The following is a 26,955-nucleotide window of genomic DNA, read 5'->3' as shown; positions in this document are numbered from 1 at the left end:
CAGTTGAAGGCGGCCCGCGTGGACTCGGGACGAATCTCTGACTTGAGGCGCAATGGCGGTTCACTCCGCTGGGGGTGCGCGGCCCCTCTTCGCAGGGGATTGACCGCCTGCTTCTGTTGCTCACGTTGACGGATTATTCGCGTCTGGCGTCTGTCGGTGTCCTGCATTATCCGCTCCGCCGAGCCGGGCGCGGATAGCCACAAGAAGTCTGTGAGCCTCCATGGGATCATGAGACCACGGCTTGATCTCCATGAGCGCCGTACGCTCGTCCTCCGTTAGCCGCGTTCCAATCGGCTTTGCTGGATTGCCAGCTACCACTGAAAAATCTGCCACGTCCTTGGTTACGATGGAACCAGCGCCGATTACTGCACCGGTGCCGATCCTCCGGCAACCCGGCAGGATGACTGCATTCGCCCCAATCCATGAGTCGTCGCCAATATAGACCTCGGTACGATTTACGTCTTGGTCGACGTGCGCCATGCCAAGCGATGGGTTGTACCAGAACGGGTGAAGGCTCAGTTCCGAAAGTGGATGAGCGGCCCCAATCCGTCTCACGTTCGGCCCGATGGAGACGTAAGAGCCGATCACGGTGTGGCGGTCCGCATTCCCCGGTATCAGAAGCGATCCGTAAGAGTAAGGTCCGACGTCTACGAGGTGCCATCGCTTCAAAACAGCTCGCAGAGTGGCGGAGTAAAGTTGGCCACCTTCAACCTTGACGATCAATGACAGGCACTTGGTCCGCATGGGTATGCGACCGTAGTTTCGCACGAGCATGCGTCCGACCCGACTGCTGCGCATGACGGGGGCGTCTCTGGTGTCCGCTGTTCGACAGAATCTGCTTCTTACCGCACTCAACACCTGCGCATCTCCTTCGTTGTATTGCCGATGCGGAAGGTTTGGTCGATTGGTATTACGCGGGTACGGACGTACTCGGCTCGACGATTCGATACTGCCAGAGTGTCCAGTGGGGCCCCGCCACTTTATCGCGCCATCCGTTAGGTTCAAGGCTTCACAGGTTGTGGCGTGGCCCACTCGCCGGTCCGACAAGACGGATATCTGAGTATTCTTAGGTTTCGCCCCACAGGGGCCCGGGCTTCTGAGCGGAGACGCCCGCCAATTCCTCTCTGCAACAGACGAATAGACCGGGAAGTCGTTCACTGTAACGAGGTCCAGGCGGCCGAAACTTGGCGTCTACGTGTGTTCTGGGCTCTTGAGAACGCCGTTCCGCGTGAACTCTCGCGAGCCACTAGGCTCAGTCCAGGCCGAAGATCATGGTGGCAGTTTTCGATTGACTGATTCAGTCAGAGGAGTACCGATTGACGTCGCACATCAGCCGTCGGGCCTTTTTCAGTTCGTGCGCAGCCGCCTCTGCAGTGACGCCAGTGGCAATGCTCGCCGTGGGTTGCGGTGACTCAGCGGGCCGGCCCGCCGGCGGGGGAGACGGCGAAGGGGTCCATAGCCAAGTGTCAGCTAGATCGGTTCACAACCCTTACGAATTCGGAGCCGTAGGCGATGGCTTGAACGACGACACCGCCGCCCTCCGTGCGGCTTACGAGGCGGCGCTCTCGGAAGGTGGCGGGGCGGTCGAATTAACTCGCGGGCGGTTCTACATCCCGGGGAATGTAGAGATGAGCCAAGCAGGGGTTAGCCTGCTGAGCCGAGGTGGTGCAGTTGTTGGCGGGGGTGAAGTGCGTGTGGGGCCTGCCAGTTACGACGGTGCAGCGAGCGGGGTTGACTTCTCGGGTGACTCCGTTGCAGGTCTGACCTTCGACGGCGATGACGACTACGGGACAACACGCTGCTTGGTCTTGCGGAATACCCGAGGCCTTGACATCTCGCAGAATCTGTTCCGGTCAGCCGGGAAGGGTGTCGCGGTGGAAGCCGCTGATGGTAACGAGAAGTTCCACACCACTGCCATGGTGAGGGTTTCCGGTAACCGATTCACGCGGCTCACCTTCGGAGTCTATGGGGATACTGAAGAGTGGGATTGTTTGTCGGATTGGCAGATTACAGATAATTACTTCAACTTCTGCTCGGACACATCCGTGTGGATTGCCAGCACGAACGAAGGCGCCATAGGCGGCGTCGACGGTCTCAACTTCGCGGGTAACACCATCTTCTCGCTTAACCATAGTGACAGTGCGGAACCGCTCTTCGCCATCAAGCGCTATAATCTCCGCCTGGGGAAGACTAATTGGCTGCGCATCATCAACAACAACTTCTTCGAGGCGGGGCTCTCCGCCGTCTACCTCGACACGCCTGCCAATTTCAGCGTTATAGGGAATCATATTGCCTGGCCTGGGCAGCGCGAGCTTGCTGATGCCCTTGAGATCCATCACGGAGCGCCGAAGGGTGTCATCGAGGGAAACACCTTCGCGATGTGGACTCGTGCTGCTGTCGGCCTGCATGACCTCACTGATCTGCGGCGGATCGAGATTGGCGGAAACTCATGGGCGTGGACCGCTTCACCGGACTCGTGGACTGGTTCCGAGTCGCTGCCCGGTTACCGCATCTACGCTTCGCAGGGTGGCGAGGGATATCCGACCATCCGCGACTTTCAGGACTCTGGAGCGTTCGACAACCTCTATGGCGAGTGGCGATTGCAATCGCGAGACATCAAGTCTCCTAAAGGAGGTGTATCCGGCGCCTCCCATAGAAATCTTGACGTGTCTAGTACTACCACGGTATTTAGTATCTCGGACATCGTCGGCGGGACGACGTTCGGCGGCTTGATCTCTGTGACCGCGACCAACACGAAGGACCCCTCGCTTACAGCTACGTACTTGCTCTTCGTTTCATCCGCGGGCTCCGTGTGTACACCGATTGCAGCCGGCGGGCACCTGGAGGGGGCCGATACTGCGCATCCCAGTTTCACTTGGGCCCTGGGAGGTGAAGCCCTTCGGGCCACACCGGTCGGCGCGACGGCAGGCACGTTCGATTTCGACGCGGTGGCACTGGGCGCGGCATCGCCGTTCTAGAGCAGCGACAATGTGTTTCCGCTGGATGTTTAAACCGTGACTCAGCCAGCCTGAGGTTTGATTGCGCGTATGTATTGCTCAAGGCGGTCCATGTGGTCCGGCACGTCGGTGAACGGCTCAATCTTGTTCAGATCCAGAGCACTGTTGCGTGGACGGGCCGCAACCGGCCCACTTGCCGACTTGAAATAATCTTCGGTGCTAACGCCGGTCACCCTTTCTGGGCTATGGCCCGCGAGCGCAAAAACTTCGCGAGCAATCCCCTCCCATGACATGGGCGTGCCTCCACCGGTGAAGTTGTATGTTCCATACGGCGCGCACTTATCGATCAGATCCCGAATTGCAGTCGCGAGATCGGATGCGAAGGTAAGTCGCCCGTGCTGATCGTTGACAACCGATGGGTCGATCCCGCGTTCAGCGAGCGAGAGCATGGTCCGCACAAAGTTCTGGCCCTCGCCGACAACCCAAGAAGTTCGCAGTATGTAGTGATTGTGCGCGGTGGAGGCAATCTCGTCGCCCGCGGCTTTGGTTTGTCCGTAGACGCCGAGTGGGCAAAGTGCGTCGTCCTCGCGATAGGGCCGCGGCAGGTTCCCGTCGAAAACGTAGTCACTGGAGATATGAACTAGAGTCAAGCCGAACGCTCGCGCTAGACGCGCCAACGCGGCAACGGCCGTGACGTTGGTGGCCCAAGCCTCTTTTCGTCCCGCAGGCGTTTCGGCTGCATCGACCGCGGTATAGGCGGCCGCGTTGATCACCACTCGATAATCCCGCCACGGACGGATGGAGTTGATGCGATCCGAAGCTAGCTCAATGTCGGTACGGTTGGCGAATTCCACGTCCGGACAGTCGCTGTACACTTTCCGTAGGGCTAGTCCGAGTTGCCCGCTAGCACCTAGAATCAAGACCTTGCGAGCCCGAATGGGTTCGATGTGTGATAACCGAGGATTGTTACGATCTTTGGAGGAGAGCGCTGCCTTTTGTAACGGTATCGGCCAGTCGACAGCCAAAGTCTCATCCGCGAGGTTTACTGCAGAATAAGTAGCATTGGGCGAGTAGTGATCGTTGACGAGGTAAGTGTACGCAGTGTTCGGTTCGAGCGTTTGGAATGAGTTTCCAACTCCTCGTGGCACATACACAGCTCGCGACGGGTCGAGCTCAGAGGTAACCAAGGTTCCGAACGTCGGGCCTTGTCGAAGATCGACCCAGGCGGCGAAGACGCGTCCAGTCGCTACCGAGACGAACTTGTCCCATGGCTCGGCATGGATGCCGCGAGTAGTGCCAACCTCGTTATTAAACGAAACATTATTCTGGACAGGACCGAAATCGGGCATACCTGCTGCCAGCATCTTCTCGCGCTGCCAGTTCTCTTTGAACCAGCCACGGTTGTCGCCGTGCACCGGCAGATCCCAAAGCGTCAGTCCGGGAATGGCCGTTGGGGTTGCGCGCAATTCCTTCGCGAACTCAGTCACTGAACCTAATTCCGTGCATCACTGACCGGCTCTGGCATAGAGAGCTTCAGTCGCTGCCTTTGCGGGCAACCACCAGTCCTCATTAGTGCGGTACCAATCTATGGTTGCTTGAAGACCGCGTTCGAAGTCTCGATATAACGGATGCCAATTTAATTCGTTGCGGAGCTTGGTGTAGTCGATGGCGTACCGCATGTCGTGACCAGCGCGATCGTTGACATGGTCATAAGCATCCGCGGGCAGGCCCATCAGGGTCAGGATCGCCTCGACCACCGACTTGTTGTCCCTCTCTCCGTCGGCGCCGATGAGATACGTCTCACCAATGCGTCCGTTCTCAAGGATCGATAGCACGGCCGAGGAGTGGTCGTCAGCATGAATCCAGTCGCGCACGTTGCGTCCGTCGCCGTATAATTTGGGTCGATGGCCACGCAATACGTTGGTGATCTGTCGAGGTATGAATTTCTCGACGTGTTGGTACGGACCGTAATTGTTCGAGCAGTTGGATATTGTCGCCGCCACACCAAAAGATCGGACCCACGCGCGTACCAAGAGGTCGCTGCCCGCCTTTGTTGACGAGTATGGCGACGAAGGATTGTACGGTGTTTCCTCGGTAAATCGGGCTGGATCGTCGAGGGCCAGATCGCCGTAAACCTCGTCGGTGGAGACGTGATGCATACGTGTGCCGTGCTTGCGTACGGACTCTAATAAGGTGAATGTGCCGATAATGTTGGTGTTCAGGAAAGGCTGCGGGTCCGAGAGCGAATTATCGTTGTGCGACTCGGCGGCGTAGTGCACTACCGCGTCGGCAGCGGTCACCAGATCGTCCACTAAACCGCCGTCGGCAATATCGCCTTGCACAAACGACACCCGTTCTTCTGGGAGGCCCGCGAGCGACGCTCGGTTTCCTGCATACGTCAGCTTGTCTAAGACAATTACCTCATAGGCGGTGTGTTCAATAACATGGTGTACGAAGTTGGAGCCTATGAATCCGGCGCCGCCCGTGACGAGCAATCGAGCCACTAGCGCCCCCGATCTAGCAGTTCGAGCAGGTAAGTGCCGTAGCCAGATTTCACCAGCTTCTCTGCACGCTCGCGGAGCCCGTCATCATCTAAGAGGCCCAGCCTCCAAGCGATTTCCTCGGGCGCTCCGATCTTCAGCCCCGTTCGCCTTTCCATCGTTCGCACGAAATCGCCAGCGTCAGTCATCTGATCGAACGTTCCAGTGTCGAGCCACGCAGTACCGCGCGACAGAACTTGGACTCTCAACCTATTCTGTTCGAGGTAGATTCGATTGACATCTGTTATTTCGTACTCGCCGCGGTCACTCGGTTTCAGATCACGTGCGATGGCGACTACGTCATTGTCGTAAAAGTAAAGGCCCGGCACTGCGTAATTGCTTTTCGGGTTCTTTGGCTTCTCCTCCAGCGAGACGACTAAACCGTTGTCGTCAAATTGAACGACTCCGTAGGCGGAGGGTTCTGCAACCCAGTATGCAAAGATTGCTCCACCGTTTATGGTGTTGTAGCCGCTGAGTTGGTTCCCGAGGCCGGGTCCGTACAGCAAGTTGTCGCCCAAGACCAGGGCGACAGTATCGCCACGAATGAAGTCAGCTCCAATCGTGAATGCCTGCGCCAGTCCATCAGGCGAGGGTTGCTGCGCGTACGTGATCGATACCCCGAACTGCGAGCCGTCGCCAAGGAGGCGCTCGAAGCTGTCGGCGTCGTGTGGCGTGGTGATTACCAAGATGTCATCAATGCCCGCGAGCATCAGGGTCGATAGCGGGTAGTACACCATCGGCTTGTCATAGACCGGAATGAGCTGCTTCGAAACGCCCAACGTAATTGGATGCAGGCGTGTGCCGGAGCCGCCCGCGAGAATGATCCCCCTCACGACGCAATCGTGACATAAGACTGTAGAGAGCACTGTCTCTGGCAAGCTTCATCCGGACATCTAGGTGAGCCGGCCGCGCGCAATTGGGAGGATGCGCCTCCCGATTGGGAGTAGCTGGAATCCATGGCACTCGCAGTGCACGCCATTAGAGCGCCTGCACTGCAGCTATATTTGACTGGGCATCGCGCCTACGGCGTTGATCGCCGATACTTGGCAGACGGTTCATCCGAAAGGCCCTTGATTGTGATCAAAATCACGTAACTATAGCTGGGAGCGGGCTCTGCATCTTCTGTTTGTTTGCACCGGGAACATTTGCCGATCGCCGATGGCCGAGCGTCTCGCCGTCGCCTACCTGACACGAGCGCGACTGTCAGGCGTTCTCGTGTCGAGCGCCGGCACTCGCGCTGTGGTGGGACACCCGATCCATGATCTCGCCGCCCAGGTTCTAAGCGACCTAGGGGGCGAAACGACTGACTTCGCGGCTCGTCTGCTAACCCCAAAAATTGCGTCCAACGCTGACCTCGTGATCACCATGTCGCGATACCACCGTGACCGCGTTCTTGAAATGGCTCCGCGCCAACTCAAGAAGACGTACACCCTCGCCGAAGCTGCGGAGCTTGTAACAGAGTTCGGCCCGACGAGCATCGCAGGCCTAGCTCGTTTCCGGCCGCTGCTCGCGGGCGACCAAGCGCCGGACATACCGGACCCGATTGGTCAGGGACCGGAGGCCTTCGCAAAGGTGGGCCGACAAATTGTGGATTTGCTTCCACCCATCATGGACCTTTGCCGAATCTCTTTCGAGGGATGATCGCGCCGGGTCAAGCTACACGCCTGCTCGCGTGGGCCGATGCCGAGAATTCTTGCGCCTCGCACGTTGACTAAGGCTAACTGGGCAAATCGGAATGAACGGCAAGTATCGAGGTATTTGCCAGGAGCGATGTGTTATAGACGAATTTCACTTTGAATCGTAATCGAGTTGAGATTGGCCGTTCGACGGCTTACAGTTTCGGTCAAGGCATTTTCTGGGGGGATTGGATGACGGCGCTCGATGATGGGCCTGACGCCTCCATGGGGCTGGCCACCTCCGCCAATCAGCATGCGACCAGCAAGCAGATGCCGGCGTGGCAACGGTGGTATGCGCGCCGGCTCATCGCGTTGGATTCTCTGGCGGTCGCGACCGCCGTGGTTCTCGCGCAGCGGCTGCGCTTCGGGGCGATCCCGGGCGCCGAACTGAACTACCGCTTCGTGGACTACACGGTGGTCTCGGCTATGACGGCGACCATGTGGCTGACAGCGCTTGCGGTGAATCGGTCCCGTTCGCCGCGCGTCATCGGTGCTGGGCCTGAGGAGTACCGCCGCGTCTTGCTGGCCACCCTATCGGTGTTCGGGGCTACGGCAATCCTGTCGATGTTGTTCAAGCTCGAGATCGCGCGAGGCTATCTGATTATCGCGCTGCCTGTAGGCATCGCCCTTCTAGTTGGGGGACGTTGGCTCGCAAGAAGGTTCGTGAACCGCGCCCGGATGAAGTACGGCCGCTGCATCACCCGGGTGGTGGTGGTGGGTAGCGCGCCAGCCGTGTGCGACCTGACCAGATCGCTGGCCCGTGAACCGCGGTCAGGATACGAGGTCGCCGGTGCCTGCATTCCGGACGGAAGCCTCCGCGGCACGATTGAGGTCCCAGGGGTTGGCGTTCTCCCGACCTTCGGCAACGAATCCAACGTAGTCGGCGCCGTGGCGGGCTACGGACAGCCACGCTGTCGCCGTCACCGCGACTGAGCGTCTCGACGGCCGTGGCATCCGCGACCTGTCGTGGGAACTTGAAAAGCTCGACGTCGACCTGCTGGTCGCGCCAGGGGTTGTTGACGTCGCTGGTCCGCGGTTGCAGATGCGCCCGGTGTCCGGGCTGCCGCTGATCCATGTGGAGAAGCCTAAGTACAAGGGCGCGAAGCGTTTCGAGAAGCGGCTCTTTGACATTGTATTCGCCAGCGCAGTGCTGCTGAGCGGGCTGCCGCTTTTGATTGGTGTCGCCATTGCAATCAAGGTCACCAGCAGAGGGTCAGTGTCTTATCGCTCCGAACGCATCGGCATCAACGGCCAGCCGTTCCACATGATTAAGTTCCGCACCCTGCTCGACGGTGCCGACAAGCTCGTCGACAAGCTTGTCGGCCTCAACGAGAGCGAAGGCGGCGTGTTGTTCAAGATGAAGAGCGACCCACGCGTCACGCCGGTCGGTCGAATCCTGCGCAAGTACAGCATCGATGAACTGCCCCAATTCCTCAACGTTCTCACTCGTGACATGAGTGTCGTCGGCCCGCGCCCGCCGCTGGCGAGAGAGGTGAAAACGTATGATGACTCCGCTAGGCGTCGCCTGCTGGTCAAGCCCGGCATCACTGGGCTGTGGCAGGTCAGCGGTCGCTCAGACCTCTCGTGGGAAGACTCGGTACGACTGGACCTGTTCTACATCGAGAATTGGTCAATGGTCGGTGACTTGCTGATCGCGCTGCGTACATTGAAGGCAGTATTCGGCCACTCGGGAGCCTATTAGCCACTCTTGACGGGTCGAGAATGGATCAGCTGTCCTGGTCGACGGAATTGACCGGAACGGCCGTGGTATCCGGCCAGCCGAAACGCCGAACGCCCGACGCGCCTGGTAATCGGCGCGGCCTCGTAGTAATCGCTAGCTGGGCATGACAATTAAGGCGTCGATGTCCGCCTTGGCGAGCGAGTCGTCCAGTCAAGAGCATCTGATGGCCGCGCTCGACTGTTTCCGCCCCCAGGGTTAACGCAGCGGCTCGCCAGCGCGGATTCGCAGATCGCGCTCCACCGCAACTCCGCGCTCGCTCCTCCAGTTTCCACATCTTCGGCGTCGGCGGCATGTGTGCCGTCGTCGGCTCGGACCAACATCGCGGACCAACCGCCGCCGCCTGGGCTGTGCGCGGTGATCGGTTCACTGCCTGCCAGACCCTCCCCGCCTGCCGGTGCGGAAGGGAAGCGGGGTCACCTCGAGCGCCTGGCGCGTCGGGCCTCGATCACGTAGTCACAGCAACCTCGGCGACTCGGCGAAAGCGTGCTGCGGCCACTGGTCGGCGGCGATAGCGGGCCTCGCCCATAGGGCCCGACGTTCCGTCCGCCTTTCTGTCCCACAGCCGAACGCATCGAAATCCGATATACGCGTCGCTGGGTTGTGTGATCGTTTACGTATGCAAAAGTCGGCCAGGGCGGCGCTCGTCGTCATCACCTCGATCGTCGCCACCATCGGTCTATGGCTGGCCTCCGCGTTCACCGCGGCGCTCGCCTTCGGTGCGATCGCGCTGATCGTCCCGGGCACCGGGACGCACAACATCAACCCGCCCAACGCCGTTGAGGGTTACAAGGAGAACGCTGCCGACCGCTACATCAACCCGTCCGGCGTCGCCTGCACCTCAACGAACGGCTGTGAACTCCTCGGCGTGGATTATCCCGCCAGCTTCTGGCCCATCCCACTGCCCGGGTGGTGCCCCGGCCTGACCTGCGACACCTGGAACGAGTCGGTGGGGGAGGGCGTCACCAACCTCAACAGCCAGCTCGCCGGCATCCTGAACGATGAGGCCAATGACGACGAACAGATCATCGTCTTCGGCTACTCCCAGGGCGGGGCGGTCGTCTCCCGCGCGATGTACGACATCGCCAAACTCGACGAGGCCACTCGGGACCGCATCACCGTCGTCACCATCGGCAACATCAACAACCCTCAGGGCCTGTGGTCGCGTCTGAGTTTCCTGCGCTACATCCCCATCCTCAACGTCTCCTTCGGGCCGCAGCTGCCCACCGACATCGGCGTGAAGAGCACGAACTACTCCTTCGAATACGACCCCGTCGGCGACGCCCCGCAGTACTGGGGCAACCCACTGGCGATGCTGAACGCCCTCTTCGCGTTCGAATACGTGCACGGCTACTACCTCGACCCCACCAGCAACGGGCCGACCGACTCGATGCCGTACGGCTACGACGACGCCAGCTTGGCGGCTGCCATCGCCGCCGCGCCCAAGCGCGTCCACGGAAACGCCACCTTCGTCCTGATCCCCCAGCGGGGCACCCTGCCGATCTTCATGCCCCTCGTTGACCTCGGAAATGCCACCGGCACATCCGCTTTCGTCGACCCCGTCGTCCGACTGCTGCAGCCGGTCACCAAGCTGCTGATCGACCTCGGTTATGACCGCAACGCCGACCCTGGCGTCCCGCGCAACCTGTCCATCCTCCCGTTCAACCCGTTCACCCTCAATCCGGTGCAGTTCTCCGCCGACTTCGTCGAAGCCATCATCCAGGGGATCGAAGATGCCTTCCGGGGCAGCAGCATGATCGCCGTTCCGGTCCCGACTCCGAGCGAAGCGGAATCCGACGAGCCATCGGTGTTGGCATCGTTCAATCGCCTCGCCGCCGAGCCGACCGAGGACGAAGCGCCGGCCGATTCTCAGCCGACCGCGCCCACGACCGGCACGGCCCCGACCGACAAGGGCGAGACGTCCGAGGGCGATGCCACCGTCACTCCACTTCCCGTCGAACCCCAAGAGTCCGTCGATCCCGCTGCCGGCGACGCAGTCATCTCCGACGATGACGCCGCGAAGGACGAGGAGCTCGAGAACGACGATGTCGTCACCGACAACGATGGGGGCAACCTCGAGGAAGACGCCTCGCAGGAGGAGACCGAGGAAGTCACGGACGACGAAACCACCGTCACCGACAACGACAACGAGGCGGACGTCAAGGACAGCACGGAGGTCGACCGTGCGGACGCAGAGTCCGAAAAGGCCGCTGCCTGAGGTTCTTCAGCACCTCGAGCGGCCCGCCACTAGACACACGCGCGGAACCCGACCATCAGCCGATGGCCGTCCGCTACGGTGACGGGTGGAATTTCCGGGAGGGGATCGAATGAAAACACGCATGGCGGCCACCGCGGCGGCCTTGGTTCTGTCCGCGGCGCTCAGCGCTCCGCAGGCAATGGCAGCACCGTCGACATGGGAGATGCCGGACATCCGCGGGATGAACCTCGCGGCCGCGGAGAAGGCTTTCACTGCGGCGACTGAGGGCAGCGGACTCAAACTCACTCCGGTGAACCTGTCCGGGCCGGGCGAGGTCCTCAACCTCACCAACTGGACGGTCTGCTCGCAGTCCCCGAAGGCAGGCGGCACGCTGCGGGCCAAGTCCACCCCCGCGGTCGGCGTCAACCGGCCCAACAACTGCTGACCGCCTGTACCAACGACATCGCCCCGCCACTTTCGAAGTGGCGGGGCGATGTCGTATGTCGAGAACCTAGGCGGCCGCAGCGCCCGGCTTCAGATAGGTGACCAGGCTGACGTCGAGCGCCTCGTCGACGAAGTAGTACTGGCAGCCCGTCAGGTACCGCATGTAGTCGTTGTAGTGCTCCTCGCCGGCGGCGGCGATGGCCTCGTCCTTGTGGTGCTCGAGGCGCGCGGCCCAGATGCCCAGCGTCTTGATGTAGTGGTTGCGCAGGGACAGCGTCTCCGGCACCACGAACCCGGCCTTCTCGCCGTGTTCCACCATCATCTGGGTCGTCGGGATGCGACCGCCGGGGAAGATCACCTCGTGGATGAACTTGGCGAACCGCGCCAGTTCGAAGGTCAGCTTCTTGCCGCGGGCCTGCAGGTCATTGGGGTGGTAGCCGCAGCTGCTCTGCACCGTCATGCGGCCGTCGTCGGGCATGATCTCGAAGCACGTCTTGAAGTAGTCGTCGTAACGCTCGAACCCGAAGTGCTCGAACGCCTCGATCGACACGATACGGTCGACGGGGGAGTGGAACTGTTCCCAGCCTTCCAGCCGCACGTCGAACGTCCGCTCGCTGTTCAGCCCCGCGAGCAGCTTGTTGCAGTACGCCTGCTGGTTCTTCGACAGCGTCAGGCCGATGACGTTGACGTCGTACTTCTCCATCGCCCGCGCGAGCGTCAGGCCCCAGCCGCAGCCTACCTCGAGCAGCGTCATGCCGGGCTTGAGATCCAGACGGTCCAGATGCTGATCGACATTGGCGATCTGTGCTTCGGACAGCGTGACGTTCGGCCCGGTGAAGTACGCACAGCTGTACTTGCGCGTCGGGTCTTGGAAGACGCCGAAGAAATCGTCCGAGAGGTCGTAGTGGGCCTGGATGTCCTCGAAGTGAGGTATCAGATCCTTGGTGCCCGTTGAGTTGTCAGACATGCTCGCTATTCGGCCTTCCTGATGACAGGTCAAATCAGTCCATCGACTGTTCGTTGGTTGGACCGCACACTACCTGCCCGCAGGGCTCTGGCCGCGCGCCGTCAACGTGTCGGTCAATTCCGACGAGAAGTCGCCGGCAATGGGTTGACTGCTACTTCTTCTCCAGCGTGAACTGATTCACGTCGGTGTAGCCCTTCCGGAAGGCATCCGCACAGCCGGTCAGGTAATGCATGTAGCGGTCGTACACCTCTTCGGACTGCACCGCGATGGCCTCGTCCTTGTGCGCTTCCAGCGCCTCCGCCCAGTGATCCAGCGTCTTGGCGTAGTGCGGCTGCAGCGACTGCTCACGCGTCAACGTGAAGCCGGCCTTGGCCGCATGCTCACCCACCAGCTCGATCGTCGGCAGGTACCCACCCGGGAAGATCTCGGTGAGGATGAACTTGATGAACCGCGCGACCGAGAACGTCAGCGGGATGCCGCGCTCGATCATCTGCGGGATCGTCAGCGCCGTGATGGTGTGCAGCAGCATCACGCCGTTGTCCGGCAGCACCCGGTACGCCATGGTGAAGAAGTCGTCCCAGCGGTCACGGCCGAAGTGCTCGAACGCGCCGATCGACACGATCCGGTCGACGGGCTGATCGAAGTCCTCCCAGCCCTGCAGCAGCACCTGCTTGCTGCGCGGACTGTCCGAGGCGGCGAACACGTTCTCGACGTGCGCGTGCTGGTTCTTGCTCAGCGTCAGCCCGATGACGTTGACGTCGTACTTCTCGACCGCCCGCATCATGGTGTAACCCCACCCGCAGCCAATGTCGAGCAGCGTCATCCCCGGCTGCAGGCCGAGCTTGCCGAGCGCGAGGTCGACCTTGGCCCGCTGCGCCTCCTCGAGCGTCATGTCGTCCCGCTCGAAGTACGCGCAGCTGTACATCTGGCTGGGGTCGAGGAACAGCCGGAAGAAGTCGTCGGACAGGTCGTAGTGCGCCTGGACGTCTTCGAAATGTGGCTTCAGTTTGCCCGATGGGGCCATGGTGGTGCCTTTCCTGGCGGGTGAGGGGCGCGACGGCGTCATTTCTTGACGGCCACATCGGCCCACCTGCACTCGACAGGCGATGCTAACCGATGCGATGCCACGAGCCCAATTACGAAATCTTTTTACTGGTCAGGGTCGTTCCGCGAACGTGGTCTTGAGTTCGCCCACCACGTCGTCCCACAGCGGCTCGGGCAGCTCGTGGCCCATCCCGTCGAACAGCACCAGCCGCGCATTCGGTATTGCCTTGGCGATCGCCTTCCCGCCGGACGGCCGCATCAACTTGTCGGCTTTACCGTGGATGACGACCGTCGGGACCTTGGTCTGCTTGTTGTAGCGCAGCAGGCTGCCGCTGCCGGTGATCGCGTTGAACTGCCGGGCGATGCCCTGCGGGTAGAACGCGCGGTCGTAGAACGCGACCGCATCGGCGCGCAGCTTGTCGTCGGTCGACGGGTAGCCGGGGCTGCCGATGATCTTGCTGACGCGAATCGAGTTCTCGATGATCACCTCACGCGGCGAGTTCGGCGACGGACCGGTGATCACGGCCAGCAGCTGCCGCGGCCCGGGCGGCGGCAGGAACGGCTGGTTGTTCGACGAGAAGATCACCGCGAGCGTCTTCGTGCGCTCGGCGTGGCGGGCGGCGAAGATCTGCGCGATCATCCCGCCCATCGAGCCACCCACGATGTGCGCCTGGTCGATGCCCAGGTGGTCGAGCAGGGCGGCGGCGTCGTCGGCCATGTCCTCGAGCGTGTACACCGACGGGCTCTTGACGCCCAGCACCGAGCGGACCATGTTGCCGATCTGCGAGCCCCTGGTGCGCTGACCGTCGAAATGGCTGGACAGCCCGACGTCGCGGTTGTCGTAGCGGATCACCCGCAACCCCTGGTCGACGAGCTTGCGGCAGAACTCCTCACGCCAGAACAACAGCTGCGCGCCGAGGCCCATGATGAGCAGGACGGCCGGATCGCCGGGATTGCCCATGTCCTCGTAGTGGATCTGCAGATCCCCCGACGGTGCCTTACCTTCACGGACCTGCAAGTCAGACCTCCAGCTCTTCCTCTTTGTGCTCGCGGCTGATGTCCACCATGAAGTTGGCGAAATACCCGGTCAGCTGCGGATCGCTCATCATCTGCCACTTCGGCGCCAGCAACTTCATGTAACGCTCGACGTAAAGGAACTGCTTCCCGATGAGCACCAGCTCGCGGGGCAGCTTCACGTCGTAGGCGTCGGCCAGCGCGGAGAGCTGCTTGCCGATCTCGGCGTAGCTCATATCGCCCAGAGATTTCATCGTGAGCGGCGTGGCGAATTTCTCCAGATCCCTCGCGGCCTCGGCCTCCGGCTTCACCGTGCCGACCGCGCCCATCATCACCACGATCTTGCCCGCGGCGGCGTGGTCCTTCTTCACCAGCAGCGCGTACACCAGTTCGCGCAGTAGCCAGCGGGTCCGCGGATCGATGCGGCCCATGATGCCGAAGTCGAAGAACACGATCTTGCCGTCGTTGTCGATGTAGAGGTTCCCGGCGTGCAGGTCACCGTGGAACAGCCCGTGCCGCAGCCCGCCCTCGAACAGGCTGAACAGCAGCGCCTTGACCAGTTCTGTGCCGTCGAAGCCGGCCTTGCGGATCGCGGCGGCGTCGTCGATGCGGATGCCCGAGACGCGCTCCATCGTCAGCACCCGCTCACTGGTCAGATCCCAGTACACCTGCGGCACCCGGATGTTCTTGCCGAGCGGGGAGGCATGCATGTGCGCCACCCAGGCGTCCATGGATTGCGCCTCGAGCCGGAAATCGAGTTCCTCGGCGAGGTTGTCGGCGAAGTCGGCCACGACGTCCTGGGCGCTCAGGCGCTGGCCCAGCTTGGCGAACTCGACGAGGCGGGCGCCGCGCTTGAGGATCTGCAGATCCGCGGCCACCCGGCGGCGGATACCCGGACGCTGGATCTTGACGACGACCTCTTCACCGCTGTGCAGGGTGGCGTAGTGCACCTGCGCGATGGACGCGGACGCGAACGGCTTGTCGTCGAAGCTCTGGTAGAGGTTCTTCGGGTCGTCGCCGAGTTCCTCGCGCAGTAGTTTGGCCACCTGCTCGGGATTCGCCGGCGGCACCCGGTCGAGCAGGCTGCGGAACTCCTTGGACAGCGATTCGCCGAATGCGCCGGGGCTCGACGCGATGATCTGTCCGAACTTGACGTAGGTGGGTCCGAGATCGGCGAAGGTCTGCGGAACCTGCTTGATGATCTTCTGCGAGAGGTTGCCGCGTCCGCGCAGGTTCGTCACGACACGGGCGCCGGTGCGGGTGATCTGCCACCCGGTCGCGCCGAAGCGGGCAGCCTCGACCGGCAACGGCACCCGGTCCAGTCTGGCAACCTCTCGGTGCTGGGTCTTTCGTGTGGCACTCATAGCAGCCAGTGTCTCAAAATGCGCGATGAGGAGAAAAAGCGTGTGCCCGGGGTCACAGTCATGCCGACCGATGGTTCGGTAACTGTTCACGCGTCGCACCGGGAAAGTTCACCGGGCAACCCTGAAAAGCGGGGCCGTTCGAGGGGTATACGAATTCCGGTCCGTCCCACTCTCGGAAATCAGGTGTTGAGATGAACAAACGCGCGACAGGACTCGGCGCCGCGACCCTGCTGATCGCCGGCAGCATCGTGCTGGCCGGCCCGGCGGCGGCGCAGACGTCGTGGGCGATGCCGGACGTCGAAGGAGCGATCCTGCAGGAAGCGCACGACGACATCGCCTCGGCCACCGGCGGCGCCGTACTCCCCGAGACGACCGCCGCCGACGGAACGCCCTACGAGCAGATCAACCTCACCAACTGGGTGGTGTGCGCGCAGTCGCCGTCGGCCGGCGAGGAGATCTCGGTGGAGTCGCCCCCGGAACTCGAGGTCGCGCGGCCCAACGGCTGCGAGTGACTCTGACCCGAGCGCGTCAGTTCGTGATGCCGACCGCCCGGCGCACGGAGATGTCGCCGGAACCGGTGCGGGCGTGAACGACGAGCTTCTCGTTGCCGTCGGCCGGACCGCCCGACGGGTCGAGGGTGTTGGAGAAGGAGCCGGAGCGGGTGTGGACATCCAGCTTGGCTGCCGTGCCCTCCGGTATGCCCAGCCCGACGTCGCCGCTGCTGGTCGTCACGGTGACGTCGCCGCTGACGGCCGCGGCAACTGAAACGTCTCCGGATGCCGTCTGAGCCCTCACCGCTCCGCGCAGACGCTCGACGGTCAATGCGCCACTGGCGGCCTGGAACTTGAGGTCGCCCTCGAGCCGACCGAAGGTGGCATCCCCCGACGCCGTCGCGATGGCGACGTTGCCGACCACGCTCTGTGCGGCGATGTCACCAGAGGCGGTGTCCGCTTTGATGTTTCCTTCGACGACGTCGAAGCGCGCGGCGCCGCTGGCCGAGGAGAAGCGGCAGTCGCCGAGAACGCCGTCGCTGGTGAAGTCGGCGGAGGCCGACGAGGCCTGTAGCCGCGAATGTGCCGGCAGCGCAATGTCGATCGAGACGGCGCCACCTCTCCCGAGTGACACGAACTTCGGCCCGGCGGACACGGTCAGCTTCCCGTGCCGGAAGTCGACACGCGCGTGTTCTGCCGCCCGGACGTCGGAGGCGCGGGAAGGATCGCGGGGGCGGATCTCCACGACCGTGTCGCTGCGTTCACCGGCGGCGAGATGTACCGAACCGGCGACGATCTCGACGACAGCGGTCACGGGGTCGGGCGTATGGAATTCGGGCATCTGTGTCTCCTGTTCCTGAGGTTCAGCGGACCCAGCCGCTGAACGATTTATCGGTGTGCGAAGTCGGTCGCCGCGTGGGCGCCGCGTCGCCGAACGCACCGGACACGGCGCGGACCAGCCAGGCGTTGACCGAGACCCCGGCGCGCCGGGCGGCCGATTCGACCGCGGGTCTCATGCTCTCCGGCAGCCTCAGGGTGACGCGCCACGTGCCGCCGGCATCGTCACTGTCCGACGGCGGCGCGACGGGAAGTTCTGGTTCGGGGTCGGGCGCCGTCGTCACGGCGAATTCGGGATCCCGGCCACGCAGCCGCACCTCCACCGATCCCGGGGCCAAGCGTTGTGTGAGGTGTTCCGCGGCCTCGGAGAGCACTTCGAGCAGCGCCAGCCGGAGGGCCGAGTCCAAGGGCGCGGTCAGCCGCTCAGCGAGGGCTTCCGCCTCGGGACCACCGGCTGCGGCGGCGACGGCGAGCTCGTGGCGCACGTTGTCGACGTACGGCTGCAAGTCCATGACATCACGATGACATCAAGATGACGTCAGATCAAGGGTCAATTTGACGTCACAGTGGCGGCGCGCTCAAGCGAAGCTGTGCTCGATCTCGTCGCGGCTGCGGATCGGGTCCGAGCCGGGCACGTACGTCGGCACCGTGTGCGAGACCGTGGTGCCGGCCTTCACCCGGGCCTGCGCCTGCTGGAACTCCGGCGCCGGACCGGCCGCGGCGTGCAGCCCGTTGATGACGCCCCACACCGCGGTGCGCCGCGCGGTGCGCTCGAGGATGTTCGGATCGCTGTGCTGGATCAGCTGCTTGGCCCACTTCGGCATGGTGTCGCGGATCGCCCAGTCGACGACGCTCTGCGGCAACCCGACGTTCGGCCCGGTCGCCATCGCGGTGCCGTGGGTGACCGCGAGCCGGGGCAGGTACGAGCGCAGGCATTCGGCGGTATCGGCCTTGGTGGCAGGCAGGTCAGTGCCGCCCAGTGCATGCCCGATGCGGACGAACTCGCCGTAGTAACGGTCGATTGCCTTGCCGCGCAACGGGTTCGGGTGGTACAACTCGTGCGCGGTGGCGATGCCCCACACGACGGTGGCGTAGTTCCAGCGCAGCCAGTGCGGGTCGTCGGCGTCGTAACGCAAGCCGTCGGGCCGGACGCCCTTGATGGTGTGGTGCATCGAACGCACCGTGGTGGCGAGCCGTTCGGCGGTCTCGGTCGACCCATAGGCGGTGCCGATGAAGAACGCCACCGAATGGCCGAGCCGCGCCATCGCGCCGGCCGGGTCGAGCCGCCCGGTGGCCGTGCCGGTCTCGTCGCGTTCGACCAGGCGGGAGTGGTGCATGCCCATCCAGAAGATGCTCGGATCGAGGCGCTCCATGTACGCCGCGCACTGCAGGCCGAAGATCAGCGCTTCCATATGCGAATGCACGTGCCAGACGGCGCTTTTCGGACCGAACCAGCCGGGATCGCCGACCGGTGCGGCGAACTCCGTGCCGCGGAAGTAGTTGCGCCGCATGCCGCCGTAGTCGATGCGTCCGCGCACCCACTGGGTGAGGATCTCGTGCGGCATGTCCACGGTGGTGCCTCCCTGCGGATCGGCGACGGCTGTGTCCACCGTACCGCTTTGGCTACATCTGTGACCAGATCCCGTCGCGACACGTACGCTTGGCGAATGCCCACACCCACCCGATGGGCCGGCGTGCCGTTGACCGACCGGCGCGCCGAACGCCGCGCGCTGCTGATCGACGCGGCGCTGCGGCTGTTCGGCGAGGGCGGCGAGGCGGCGCTGGCGGTGCGCTCGGTGTGCCGCGAATGCGGGCTCAACACCCGCTACTTCTACGAGAGCTTCACCGACACCGACGATCTGCTGGGTGCGGTGTACGACGAGGTGAGCGCGCAGCTGGCCGCCGACGTGGCGGCCGCGATGACCGCGGCGGGGGAGTCACTCAAGGCGCGCACCCGCGCCGGGATCGCCGCAGTGCTGGGCTTCAGCTCGGCCGATCCCCGGCGCGGGCGGGTGCTGTTCACCGACGCGCGGGCCAACCCGGTGCTGGCCGCCCGCCGCGCCGCCACCCAGGACCTGCTGCGCGAGGCGGTGCTGGTCGAAGGGTGGCGGCTGCATCCGGACTCCGATCCGGTGGCCGGGCAGGTGGGCGCCGCGATGTACACCGGGGCGATGGCCGAGCTGGCGCAGCAGTGGCTGGCAGGCACACTCGGCGACGACCTCGACGCCGTCGTCGACTACGCGTTGCGGTTGGTGCTCACCCGCTGAGCCGGCGGCGCGGCTAGACGGGCTGCGTCGGCCGCCACCGCTTGAGGAAATCGGTCTCCGGCCACTCCTCGCGCGCCGCCATCAGCTCGTACATCGTCGCCCGGTCGATCGATTCGCGGATGATGTCGGCGTGCCCGGCATGGCGGGTCAACTCCTCGATCAGGTGCATCGCCACCCAGCGCACCGACCAGTGGTCGACATCCTTCGGAAACCACGGCACCTCGTGCGGCACTGGCACCGGCGTCGAGAGGTCGGCCTCCCGCAACGCCCGCAACGTCTCGGCGTTCTGCGCGCGCAGCGCCTCGAGCAACTCCTCGAGCGTCTCGTCCTCGCGCATCACGTGCTGGTCCTGGTATTCGCGCATCTGCTCCTCCACCGGCCGCGGGTCCGGCGGCGGAAATTCCGGCGCGCTGGCGATCCGCTGCGCCCAGCTCTGCTGCACACCGGTGGCGTGTTTGATCAGGCCGCCGATCGACAGCGCGCTCACCGACGGTGTCGAGCGGGCCTGCTCATCGGTCAGCCCGTAGGCGACGGAGAAAAAGGCATTCTGGTTGAACGCGAGGAACTCGATGAGGCTCTCCCGCTCATCGGCGACAGGTGGGGGCATACCGGGCATCAGTGCTTCTCCTTCGTGGTGGTGTGGACGTAAAGATCGCGGATGCATGCGATTTCCGCGCCGTGATGGATTACTTCGCGATTGATGTGCAGCACGAGCGCGCTCATCGGGTAGTCGGCGTACGGCCCCTCGGCCGGTCCGCACGGGCGGGTCAACGCGTCGGCGTCCAACGCCCGCACACCGGCGATCCAGCGTGCGTACTCCTCGTCGAGCTGACGCAACGCCGTCGCCGCGTCGGTGGCGTAACGCCACGACTCGTAGTCGGCGGGTGGGCCGCCGAAATGCGAGTGGCTGCGCATCGCCAGCACCCCGACGATCACATGCGCCATCCGCCACGCGATCGTGGTGAACGGCTCGGGCTGCGGTGGCGGATAACTGAAGTCGATCGCGCCGTCGGGATGCACCGTCCAGCAGCCCGGCACCGGCTGCCAGAAGTACTCGGCGTCGGACAGGCCGTCGAAGCGCGGGCGCAACTGCTGCGTCCAGTGCCAGTCGAGTTGGTCGACCAACTGTGCGGTGAGGTCCATAGGCATAGCCTCGCACCGCTTTAGGACAGGTTTTGTCCTATGAACAGATTTGCCTTCAAGGGGAGGTCAGCGAGACTCCCACTGAGACGTCCCATTGAGCTGGCTGGCGGCGAACGCCGCTCCTTGGCTGACCAGATCGCCGTCATAGCTGCTGGGGGTGTGCATGGCGAAATTGAGACCGTCGGAGCAGACGGGGTCCTCGGTGGCGCACAGCGTGCTTGTCTTCGACGCGTACAGCGGGCCGATTTCCACCGGCGGCTCGCCGAGAAAGTTCATCGCCCGGACGTTCGGCAGGCCGAAGAGCACGACCGCGGCGACGTGGTCGGCGACTTCGGGTTGCAGCGGTTTGGGGACGGTGGCGGGATCGACACCGCTGGGAACCGCCGCCGACGTCACGAAACCTGCGACCGCGGCGCCCTGCGAGTAGCCGCCGAGCACGATCTTCGTATCGGGGCACGTCTCGACCGTCGAAAGGATCCGAGCGCTCGCGTCGCGGATACCGTCCGCGCCGGTGGCCCACTGGTCGGTGGCGGGATAGTTGACCGGGTATACGTTCAGTGACTTCGAGCCGATCTGCGGGCGCAGCGCATCGACGAACGCTTCTCCCGTCGGACCCACCCCCGGCGGCTCATGGGTGCCGCGGGCGAAGACCACCTCGATGTCCGGGCACGGCGCGGCCGAAGCGGTTGGCGCCGCAACGGTCGACAGCGACAGCATCGCCAGCGCCGCCGTGTAGGGCAGTGTCAGAACTCTGGTGAAATTCACTCCCGACCCCCTGTCTCGCGTTCGCCCCACGGCGCACACACCTACACCGAGGACGCGGTACTGCCACATCATCGATGATGTGGCAGCAATCCGGCCAACGCAGACGTTTCCGAGTACATTCCCCACCGTCGATGCCGGCCGGGATCATCGCGCAAGCTATACGTTTCCGCGCCACACGCGCCTGACCGCACGGCTTCAGTCGTGGCTCCACGCCTCCGACTGCGTGAGCCACAACAGGTACCCGAGCGCCGGCAGCACGATCACCCCGGCCAGCACGACGACCACGAGCAGGCCGCTGAGGGTCGCCGGCGCGCCCGCAGCGTCGGCGATGGTCACCTCGTCGACCAGCAGCCACGGGTACTGGCCCACCCCCCAACCGGTGATGACCGAACCGACCGCGGCCACCGCGGCGAAACGCGCGACCGCGTAACGGCGCCGGTACACCAGGACCACCGCGGTCGCCCCGGCCACCAGGGCGACGACGAGCAGGGGCGCCGCATGGCTGCGCAAGCCGGCAGCCAGCGTCGGCGCGTCGTGGGCGACGGGGTAGAGCCCGGCGAAGACGATCACTCCGGCCACGAGCCCGACACCGAGGGTGCGCAGGCGCAGACCCCCGGCCAAGGCCTCGTCGCCCGCGCGGGCCGCGTCGGCCGTCAGGAACACGCCCGCGAGGAACACGCACGTCGCGACCGCCAGACAACCGCCCACCAGAGAGGTGGGGTTGAGCCACGATCCGACGCGGTCGCCGTAGCCCTGGGCGGGAACGCGGCCCGACGCGATCGCCCCGGCCACCGTGCCGAGGAAGAATGGGCTGATCAACGACGAGCCGGCGAAGATCGCCCCGAACAGCCGGGCCTGCGACACCGTCGCCGAGTACTTGCGGAACGCGAAACTGGCCCCGCGCAACACGATTCCCGCCAGCGCCAGGGCGAGCGGCACGAACAACGTCGTCGTCGCGGCGGCAAACGTCGCGGGAAAGCCCGTCCACCAGATGACCAGGATGTAGATCAGCCAGACGTGATTGGCCTCCCACACCGGCCCGATGCTGTGGTCGACCAGCGTGCGGACCTTCGCGCCGTGCTCGGCATTGCCCGCGGTCAGGTCGTAGAAGCCCGAACCGAAGTCGGCGCCGCCCGACAGCGCGTAGACGATCACTCCGAGGAACATCGCCATCGCGACCAGCGTCGCGGTCGTCACGGCACCGGCTCCGCCTGCGGCGGTCCGTACGGGCTCGGCAGATCCTCCTCCCCGGCACGCCACCGCCGGGCCATCGACCGCAGCACCACCACCGCGCCGACTGTCATCCCGAGATAGATGATGAGCACCGCGATGTAGCTCCACCACAGCCCACTGCTCCGGCTGGCGGCGTCGGCCGTGGTCAGCACCTGCCACACCGTCCACGGCTGACGTCCGACTTCGGTTGCCACCCAGCCGGATTCGATGGCAAGCACCGCCAGCGGGCCGGTCACGACGGATACCCGCAGGAACCAGCGGTTCATCAGTAGGTCGTGTCCACGCCAGCGGGCCAGCCAGTACACCACCGTCACGGCGGCCAGCAGCGTCCCGATGCCCACCATCGACTGGAACGCCAGATGGGTGAGATTGACCGGCGGCCACTGCGATCGCGGCACGTCGTCGAGCCCGGGAACCGGCGCGTCCCACGAGTTGCGCGCAATGATCGAGCCCAGCCGCGGAATCGTCAGCGCCCAGCGCACCTCACCGTCGATCAGCACTCCGCCCAGCCGCAGCGGCGCGGGTCCCTCCGTGGTCTGCGCGAGTTCGAAGGCCGCCAGCTTGGCCGGCTGCTCGTCGTGGATCTTCATGCCCAACACATGTCCGATGAGCGGCTGGACGATCGCGGCCACCGAGGCGAACACGAACGGCACCGTGAACCCCAACCGGTGGTGGGCGTCGACGCGGCCACGCAGCATCCCGAACGCGTACACCCCGGACACCACGAGCCCGACGGCCAGGAACGCCGCCACCCACATGTGCAGGAACTGCAGCAGCGCAGCCTCGTTGAACATCGCCCGCCACGGATTGACGTCGGTGACCTCACCGTCGCGGATCACGAAGCCTGCGGGATGGTTCATCCACGCGTTGACCGAGACGACGCAGAACGTGCCGACGATGCCGGCGAGCGCCATCGGGATCAGCGTCATCAGGTGCCGCCGCGGCGGCATACGGTCCCAGCCGTACAGATAGATGCCGAGGAAGATCGCCTCGACGAAGAATGACAACCCCTCGAACGCGAACGGCAGCCCCAGGACATCGCCGAACCGGCCCATCAGCCCCGGCCACAACAGGCCCATCTCGAAACTGAGGACCGTCCCGGACACAGCCCCGATGGCGAACAGCACCGCCGACACCTTCGCCCACCGCCGCGCCAGTCCCAGCGCCACGTCGTCGTTGCGCACGATCCCGCGGCGGTGCACGACGAAGATCATCGCCGGAAACGCCACGCCGAAGCTGGCCAGCACGATGTGCCAGCCGAGCGACACGGCCATCTGCTGGCGCGCCGGCAGCAGCCCGGGTGGCTCGCCCTCGGAGGCGAGCAACAGGACTTCGGTCAAGCCCACGATCGCCATTGTCGACCACGCGTCTACCCCCTCGGGCGAATAACAGCGGAACGGATTCACTCGTGCGTTGGCGGGTACGGCGGCGCCATGATCGAACGCCGAGCACCCACTCCGCTGCCGAGTCTCCTGCTGGGTCTCGGCTTCGGCGGCTTCGTCGACGGCATCGTGCTGCACGAGATCCTGCAGTGGCACCACATGATCAGCAGCACCGAACCGATGGACACCCTCGCCGGGCTGGAACTCAACACCGTCGCCGACGGCTTCTTCCACGTCGTGACCTGGCTGCTGGTGATGGCCGGGACGACGCTGATGGTGGTGTCGTGGCGGCAGGGCCGGGTCGCGCCGAACTGGTCGTTCCACGTCGGGCTGCTGATCTTGGGCTGGGGCGTGTTCAACGTCGTCGAAGGCGTCATCGACCATCTGCTGCTGGAGGTGCACCACGTCCGCGACGACCTGGGCGGCCCGCTGTCGTGGGACATCGCTTTTCTCATCTTCGGGTTGTTGCTGAGCGGCGGCGGCTGGCTGCTCTACCGGCGGGGCGTGCGTTCGCTGGATCCAAGGACAGAAACCGTCCGCTGACTCTGGCAGGCTGGGCGTGTGTCCGAAACGACCAGCCGCGTCCTGCAACTGCTGGGGCTGCTGCAGTCGCGACGGGTGTGGACGGGTGAAGAACTCGCCGAACGGCTCGGCGTCACCACTCGCAGTGTGCGCCGCGACATCGACCGGCTGCGCGAGCTCGGCTACCCGGTCGCGGCGAGCAAGGGCCACGGCGGCGGCTATCAACTCGGCGCCGGTGCCGCCCTGCCGCCGCTGCTCCTCGATCCCGACGAGGCCGTCGCGATGGCCGTCTGCCTACGGCTCGCGGCGGGCGGATCGGTGGCCGGCGTGGGGGAGTCGGCACTGCGCGCACTGAGCAAACTGGACCAGGTGATGCCCAACCGGCTGCGGTCCCAGGTGGCCGCCGTCCACGACGCTACCGTGACGCTCACGTCGACCACCTCCGAAGTCGTCGCACCCGACGTGCTGATGACACTGGCCCGCGCCTGCCGCGACCGCGAACACGTCACCGCCGGATACGTCGACCGCGCCGGCAACCCCACCCGGCGACGGCTCGAGCCCTATCACTTGGTGACCACCGGGCGGCGCTGGTACCTGCTCGGCTACGACCGCGACAGACAGGACTGGCGCAGCCTGCGGCTGGACCGGATGACCGACGTCACCGCGGCAGGCAGCACCTTCGCCCCGCGCGAGGCGCCGGACGCCGCCGACTACGTGCGGCGCTCCATCAGCACCTCGCCCTACCGCCACGTGGCGCGGGTGCGCTACCAGGCGCCGGCCGACGCGATCGCCGCGCACTTCCCGCCTGCGTCGGCGCAGATCGAACCGGACGGACCGGACGCGTGCATCGTCACCGCCGGCGCCGACGACCCCGAACGCATGGCGCTCTACTTCGCCGTCGGAGGGGTGGAGATCGAGGTGCTCGAACCGCCGGAGGTGATCGCCGCCGCGAAGGCGGTGGCCGAGCGGTTGTGCCGCGCCGTCAGTCCGTGATGCCGAGTTTGTCGGTCAGCACCAGGAACGCGCTCGCGAACGGGTTCTCCGCCGTGTCCGCGCGCACCTGGTCCCAGTCCACGGCCTCCCGCACGGCACGTACCGCGGGCAGCAGCGCCGAGTAGTCGCAGTGGTGCTCGTTGAGCGAGTTGAGCTTCTCGGTGACGACGTGAGTCGGCGGCAGCACCCGCATCCGGATCGCCAGCACGTCGAGTTCCTCGGCGGCCGCCACGTCCTGCGCCGTCACCGATTTGCCGTTCAGCGCGTGCAGGACGTCGATCACGAAGTCGTCGCCCACGCACGCCTTGAACAACCAGTCCTCCGGCGTGCGCTCGATGCGGAAGCCGGCCTTCTCCAACGTCAGTGCCGCCGATTCGGTGTCCTCCTCGGCGACCACGAAGTCCACGTCGTGCACCGGTTCCGGACCGCCGTACACCCACAGCGCGTAGCTGCCCGCCAGCGCGAACTCCGGTCCATGCGCGCGCAGCGCGGAGGCCGAGCGGCGCAACGCATCACGCAGAGCCTCGTTTCGGGCAGACATCGGCCTACTTTCGTGGGGTCGGTCGGGTGTCGGTCAGACCCTGTGGCGGGTACCTAGTACCCCATGCGGGTGGCGACATTCAACATTCTGCACGGCCGGAGCGTGCACGACGGCGACGTCAACCTCGACAGGTTGCGCGAAGCCGTCCGCGAACTCGACGCGGACATCGTCGCCCTGCAAGAGGTCGACCTCGACCAACCCCGCTCGGGCAAAGCCGACCTGACCGCCGTCGCCGCCGAAGCCATGCACGCGGTCAGCCACCGCTTCGTCGCCGCAATCGCCGGCACGCCCGGCGCGACGTGGATGGCCGCCACCGGCCGCGAACAACCTGGCACCGCGGCCTACGGCATCGCGCTGCTGTCCCGCTTCCCGGCCGAAACCTGGCAGGTTGTGCGGCTACCGCGGATCCCGGTGCGGTTCCCGATGTACCTGCCCGGGCCCAACCGCGTGCAGATCGTCCACGAGGAACCCCGCGCCGCGATGGTCGGCACGTTCGACACCCCGCTGGGGCCGCTCACCGTCGCCAACACCCACCTGTCGTTCGTGCCCGGCTGGAACCGCGTCCAGATGCGCCACCTCGTCCGCGACCTCCGCGGCTTCGCGGGTCCGCGGATGCTCGTCGGTGACCTCAACATGAGCCCGCCCACGCCCGCACGGTGGACCGGGATGCGTCCGCTCGGCGAAGCGCTGACCTTCCCCGCCGACAAGCCCGACCGCCAGCTCGACCATGTGCTCACCGACGATCCGCGGCTGCGCGTCGAGCACTGTGAGGCCGTGAGCCTGCCGCTGTCCGATCACCGCGCCCTGGTCGTCGACATCACCCGCGACTAGATTCGCCCC

General features: G+C 64.7%; 26 protein-coding genes and 1 pseudogene. 10 read left to right on the top strand and 17 right to left on the bottom strand.

Annotation, left to right across the window (positions count from 1 at the left end; genetic code table 11):
- Positions 1-120 precede the first annotated feature (120 nt).
- Complete coding sequence (locus tag G6N30_RS27255) at positions 121-480, bottom strand: DapH/DapD/GlmU-related protein (RefSeq protein WP_234880185.1); 360 nt, start codon at positions 478-480, stop codon at positions 121-123.
- Between the two features lie 1,037 nt (positions 481-1,517).
- Here G6N30_RS27255 and G6N30_RS16005 point away from each other — a divergent pair.
- The gene (locus G6N30_RS16005; protein WP_134054413.1) at positions 1,518-2,978 is read left to right on the top strand and encodes a hypothetical protein; all 1,461 of its coding nucleotides are present in this window, start codon (positions 1,518-1,520) and stop codon (positions 2,976-2,978) included.
- A gap of 41 nt (positions 2,979-3,019) precedes the next feature.
- On the opposite strand, the gene G6N30_RS16000 is transcribed toward G6N30_RS16005, so the two are convergent.
- Genes G6N30_RS16000 through rfbA form a run of 3 tightly spaced genes read right to left on the bottom strand, consistent with a single transcriptional unit; the run spans position 3,020 to position 6,330 of the window.
- Positions 3,020-4,444, bottom strand: a complete 1,425-nt coding sequence (locus G6N30_RS16000; RefSeq protein ID WP_134054411.1) for a sugar nucleotide-binding protein — start codon at positions 4,442-4,444, stop codon at positions 3,020-3,022.
- Positions 4,445-4,462: 18 nt separating this feature from the next.
- Positions 4,463-5,461: a dTDP-glucose 4,6-dehydratase gene (gene rfbB / locus G6N30_RS15995; protein WP_134054409.1), complete on the bottom strand. Its 999-nt coding sequence runs from the start codon at positions 5,459-5,461 to the stop codon at positions 4,463-4,465.
- Positions 5,461-6,330 carry a glucose-1-phosphate thymidylyltransferase RfbA gene (gene rfbA, locus G6N30_RS15990; protein ID WP_134054407.1) on the bottom strand — a complete coding sequence of 290 codons (870 nt, stop codon included), beginning with the start codon at positions 6,328-6,330 and terminating at the stop codon, positions 5,461-5,463. The genes rfbB and rfbA overlap by 1 nt, the downstream gene beginning before the upstream one ends.
- Positions 6,331-6,655: 325 nt before the next feature.
- Between rfbA and G6N30_RS15985 the strand changes: the two genes are divergently transcribed.
- The 4 genes and pseudogenes from G6N30_RS15985 to G6N30_RS15970 all read left to right on the top strand — a co-directional run bounded on the left by G6N30_RS15985 (position 6,656) and on the right by G6N30_RS15970 (position 11,553).
- On the top strand, positions 6,656-7,138 hold the full coding sequence (locus G6N30_RS15985; protein ID WP_234880151.1) for an arsenate reductase/protein-tyrosine-phosphatase family protein: 483 nt from the start codon (positions 6,656-6,658) through the stop codon (positions 7,136-7,138).
- Between the two features lie 227 nt (positions 7,139-7,365).
- A pseudogene (locus G6N30_RS15980) lies at positions 7,366-8,875 on the top strand (sugar transferase).
- A 655-nt stretch (positions 8,876-9,530) separates the two neighbouring features.
- Positions 9,531-11,129: a PE-PPE domain-containing protein gene (locus tag G6N30_RS15975; protein ID WP_134055338.1), complete on the top strand. Its 1,599-nt coding sequence runs from the start codon at positions 9,531-9,533 to the stop codon at positions 11,127-11,129.
- Positions 11,130-11,238: 109 nt separating this feature from the next.
- Positions 11,239-11,553: a PASTA domain-containing protein gene (locus tag G6N30_RS15970; RefSeq protein ID WP_134054403.1), complete on the top strand. Its 315-nt coding sequence runs from the start codon at positions 11,239-11,241 to the stop codon at positions 11,551-11,553.
- A gap of 66 nt (positions 11,554-11,619) precedes the next feature.
- Here the strand turns inward: G6N30_RS15970 and G6N30_RS15965 are convergent, their stop codons facing one another.
- From G6N30_RS15965 to G6N30_RS15950, 4 genes are all read right to left on the bottom strand, one after another.
- Complete coding sequence (locus tag G6N30_RS15965) at positions 11,620-12,519, bottom strand: cyclopropane mycolic acid synthase family methyltransferase (protein ID WP_134054401.1); 900 nt, start codon at positions 12,517-12,519, stop codon at positions 11,620-11,622.
- Positions 12,520-12,670: 151 nt separating this feature from the next.
- Positions 12,671-13,543 (bottom strand): cyclopropane mycolic acid synthase family methyltransferase, encoded by an 873-nt coding sequence (locus tag G6N30_RS15960; RefSeq protein ID WP_134054399.1) that lies wholly within the window; start codon positions 13,541-13,543, stop codon positions 12,671-12,673.
- 132 nt (positions 13,544-13,675) lie between these two features.
- Entirely contained in the window at positions 13,676-14,581 is a 906-nt protein-coding gene (locus G6N30_RS15955) for an alpha/beta fold hydrolase (protein ID WP_134054397.1), read from the bottom strand.
- A 1-nt stretch (position 14,582) separates the two neighbouring features.
- A complete protein-coding gene (locus G6N30_RS15950; protein WP_134054394.1) occupies positions 14,583-15,941 on the bottom strand; it encodes an ABC1 kinase family protein in 1,359 nt (452 codons plus the stop codon).
- Positions 15,942-16,132: 191 nt separating this feature from the next.
- Between G6N30_RS15950 and G6N30_RS15945 the strand changes: the two genes are divergently transcribed.
- Positions 16,133-16,453 (top strand): hypothetical protein, encoded by a 321-nt coding sequence (locus G6N30_RS15945; RefSeq protein ID WP_134054392.1) that lies wholly within the window; start codon positions 16,133-16,135, stop codon positions 16,451-16,453.
- Positions 16,454-16,469: 16 nt separating this feature from the next.
- Here G6N30_RS15945 and G6N30_RS15940 read toward each other — a convergent pair whose 3' ends face one another.
- The 3 genes from G6N30_RS15940 to G6N30_RS15930 form a co-directional block, all read right to left on the bottom strand.
- A complete protein-coding gene (locus tag G6N30_RS15940; RefSeq protein ID WP_134054390.1) occupies positions 16,470-17,273 on the bottom strand; it encodes a DUF4097 family beta strand repeat-containing protein in 804 nt (267 codons plus the stop codon).
- A gap of 22 nt (positions 17,274-17,295) precedes the next feature.
- Complete coding sequence (locus G6N30_RS15935) at positions 17,296-17,781, bottom strand: histidine kinase (protein ID WP_134054389.1); 486 nt, start codon at positions 17,779-17,781, stop codon at positions 17,296-17,298.
- A 66-nt stretch (positions 17,782-17,847) separates the two neighbouring features.
- Entirely contained in the window at positions 17,848-18,840 is a 993-nt protein-coding gene (locus G6N30_RS15930; RefSeq protein ID WP_134055336.1) for an oxygenase MpaB family protein, read from the bottom strand.
- 96 nt (positions 18,841-18,936) lie between these two features.
- On the opposite strand from G6N30_RS15930, the gene G6N30_RS15925 reads away from it, so the two are divergent.
- Positions 18,937-19,536: a TetR/AcrR family transcriptional regulator gene (locus tag G6N30_RS15925; RefSeq protein ID WP_134054387.1), complete on the top strand. Its 600-nt coding sequence runs from the start codon at positions 18,937-18,939 to the stop codon at positions 19,534-19,536.
- A gap of 13 nt (positions 19,537-19,549) precedes the next feature.
- On the opposite strand, the gene G6N30_RS15920 is transcribed toward G6N30_RS15925, so the two are convergent.
- From G6N30_RS15920 to G6N30_RS15900, 5 genes are all read right to left on the bottom strand, one after another.
- Positions 19,550-20,152 carry a mycothiol transferase gene (locus G6N30_RS15920; RefSeq protein ID WP_134054385.1) on the bottom strand — a complete coding sequence of 201 codons (603 nt, stop codon included), beginning with the start codon at positions 20,150-20,152 and terminating at the stop codon, positions 19,550-19,552.
- On the bottom strand, positions 20,152-20,679 hold the full coding sequence (locus G6N30_RS15915; RefSeq protein ID WP_163687607.1) for a DinB family protein: 528 nt from the start codon (positions 20,677-20,679) through the stop codon (positions 20,152-20,154). Before G6N30_RS15915 ends, G6N30_RS15920 begins: the two co-directional genes overlap by 1 nt.
- Before the next feature lie 66 nt (positions 20,680-20,745).
- On the bottom strand, positions 20,746-21,396 hold the full coding sequence (locus tag G6N30_RS15910) for a cutinase family protein (protein WP_134055334.1): 651 nt from the start codon (positions 21,394-21,396) through the stop codon (positions 20,746-20,748).
- A gap of 243 nt (positions 21,397-21,639) precedes the next feature.
- Entirely contained in the window at positions 21,640-22,641 is a 1,002-nt protein-coding gene (locus G6N30_RS15905; protein WP_134054380.1) for a cytochrome d ubiquinol oxidase subunit II, read from the bottom strand.
- Positions 22,638-24,023, bottom strand: a complete 1,386-nt coding sequence (locus tag G6N30_RS15900; RefSeq protein ID WP_234880149.1) for a cytochrome ubiquinol oxidase subunit I — start codon at positions 24,021-24,023, stop codon at positions 22,638-22,640. Before G6N30_RS15900 ends, G6N30_RS15905 begins: the two co-directional genes overlap by 4 nt.
- 87 nt (positions 24,024-24,110) lie before the next feature.
- Between G6N30_RS15900 and G6N30_RS15895 the strand changes: the two genes are divergently transcribed.
- Both G6N30_RS15895 and G6N30_RS15890 read left to right on the top strand, forming a co-directional pair.
- Positions 24,111-24,602 carry a DUF2243 domain-containing protein gene (locus G6N30_RS15895; RefSeq protein ID WP_134054376.1) on the top strand — a complete coding sequence of 164 codons (492 nt, stop codon included), beginning with the start codon at positions 24,111-24,113 and terminating at the stop codon, positions 24,600-24,602.
- Positions 24,603-24,620: 18 nt separating this feature from the next.
- Entirely contained in the window at positions 24,621-25,574 is a 954-nt protein-coding gene (locus G6N30_RS15890) for a helix-turn-helix transcriptional regulator (protein ID WP_134054374.1), read from the top strand.
- On the opposite strand, the gene G6N30_RS15885 is transcribed toward G6N30_RS15890, so the two are convergent.
- Positions 25,564-26,115, bottom strand: coding sequence for a nucleotidyltransferase family protein (locus G6N30_RS15885; protein WP_134054372.1), 552 nt, complete (start codon positions 26,113-26,115; stop codon positions 25,564-25,566). The two genes, G6N30_RS15890 and G6N30_RS15885, sit on opposite strands and share 11 nt — an antisense overlap.
- A 63-nt stretch (positions 26,116-26,178) precedes the next feature.
- Between G6N30_RS15885 and G6N30_RS15880 the strand changes: the two genes are divergently transcribed.
- Positions 26,179-26,946: an endonuclease/exonuclease/phosphatase family protein gene (locus G6N30_RS15880; protein WP_134054371.1), complete on the top strand. Its 768-nt coding sequence runs from the start codon at positions 26,179-26,181 to the stop codon at positions 26,944-26,946.
- The last annotated feature ends 9 nt before the right edge of the window (positions 26,947-26,955 follow it).

The organism is Mycolicibacterium litorale, from assembly GCF_010731695.1.
GTDB lineage: Bacteria > Actinomycetota > Actinomycetes > Mycobacteriales > Mycobacteriaceae > Mycobacterium > Mycobacterium litorale.
The sequence above is the reverse complement of the archived record's forward strand: the minus strand, read 5'-3'. Positions and strand labels throughout refer to the sequence as shown.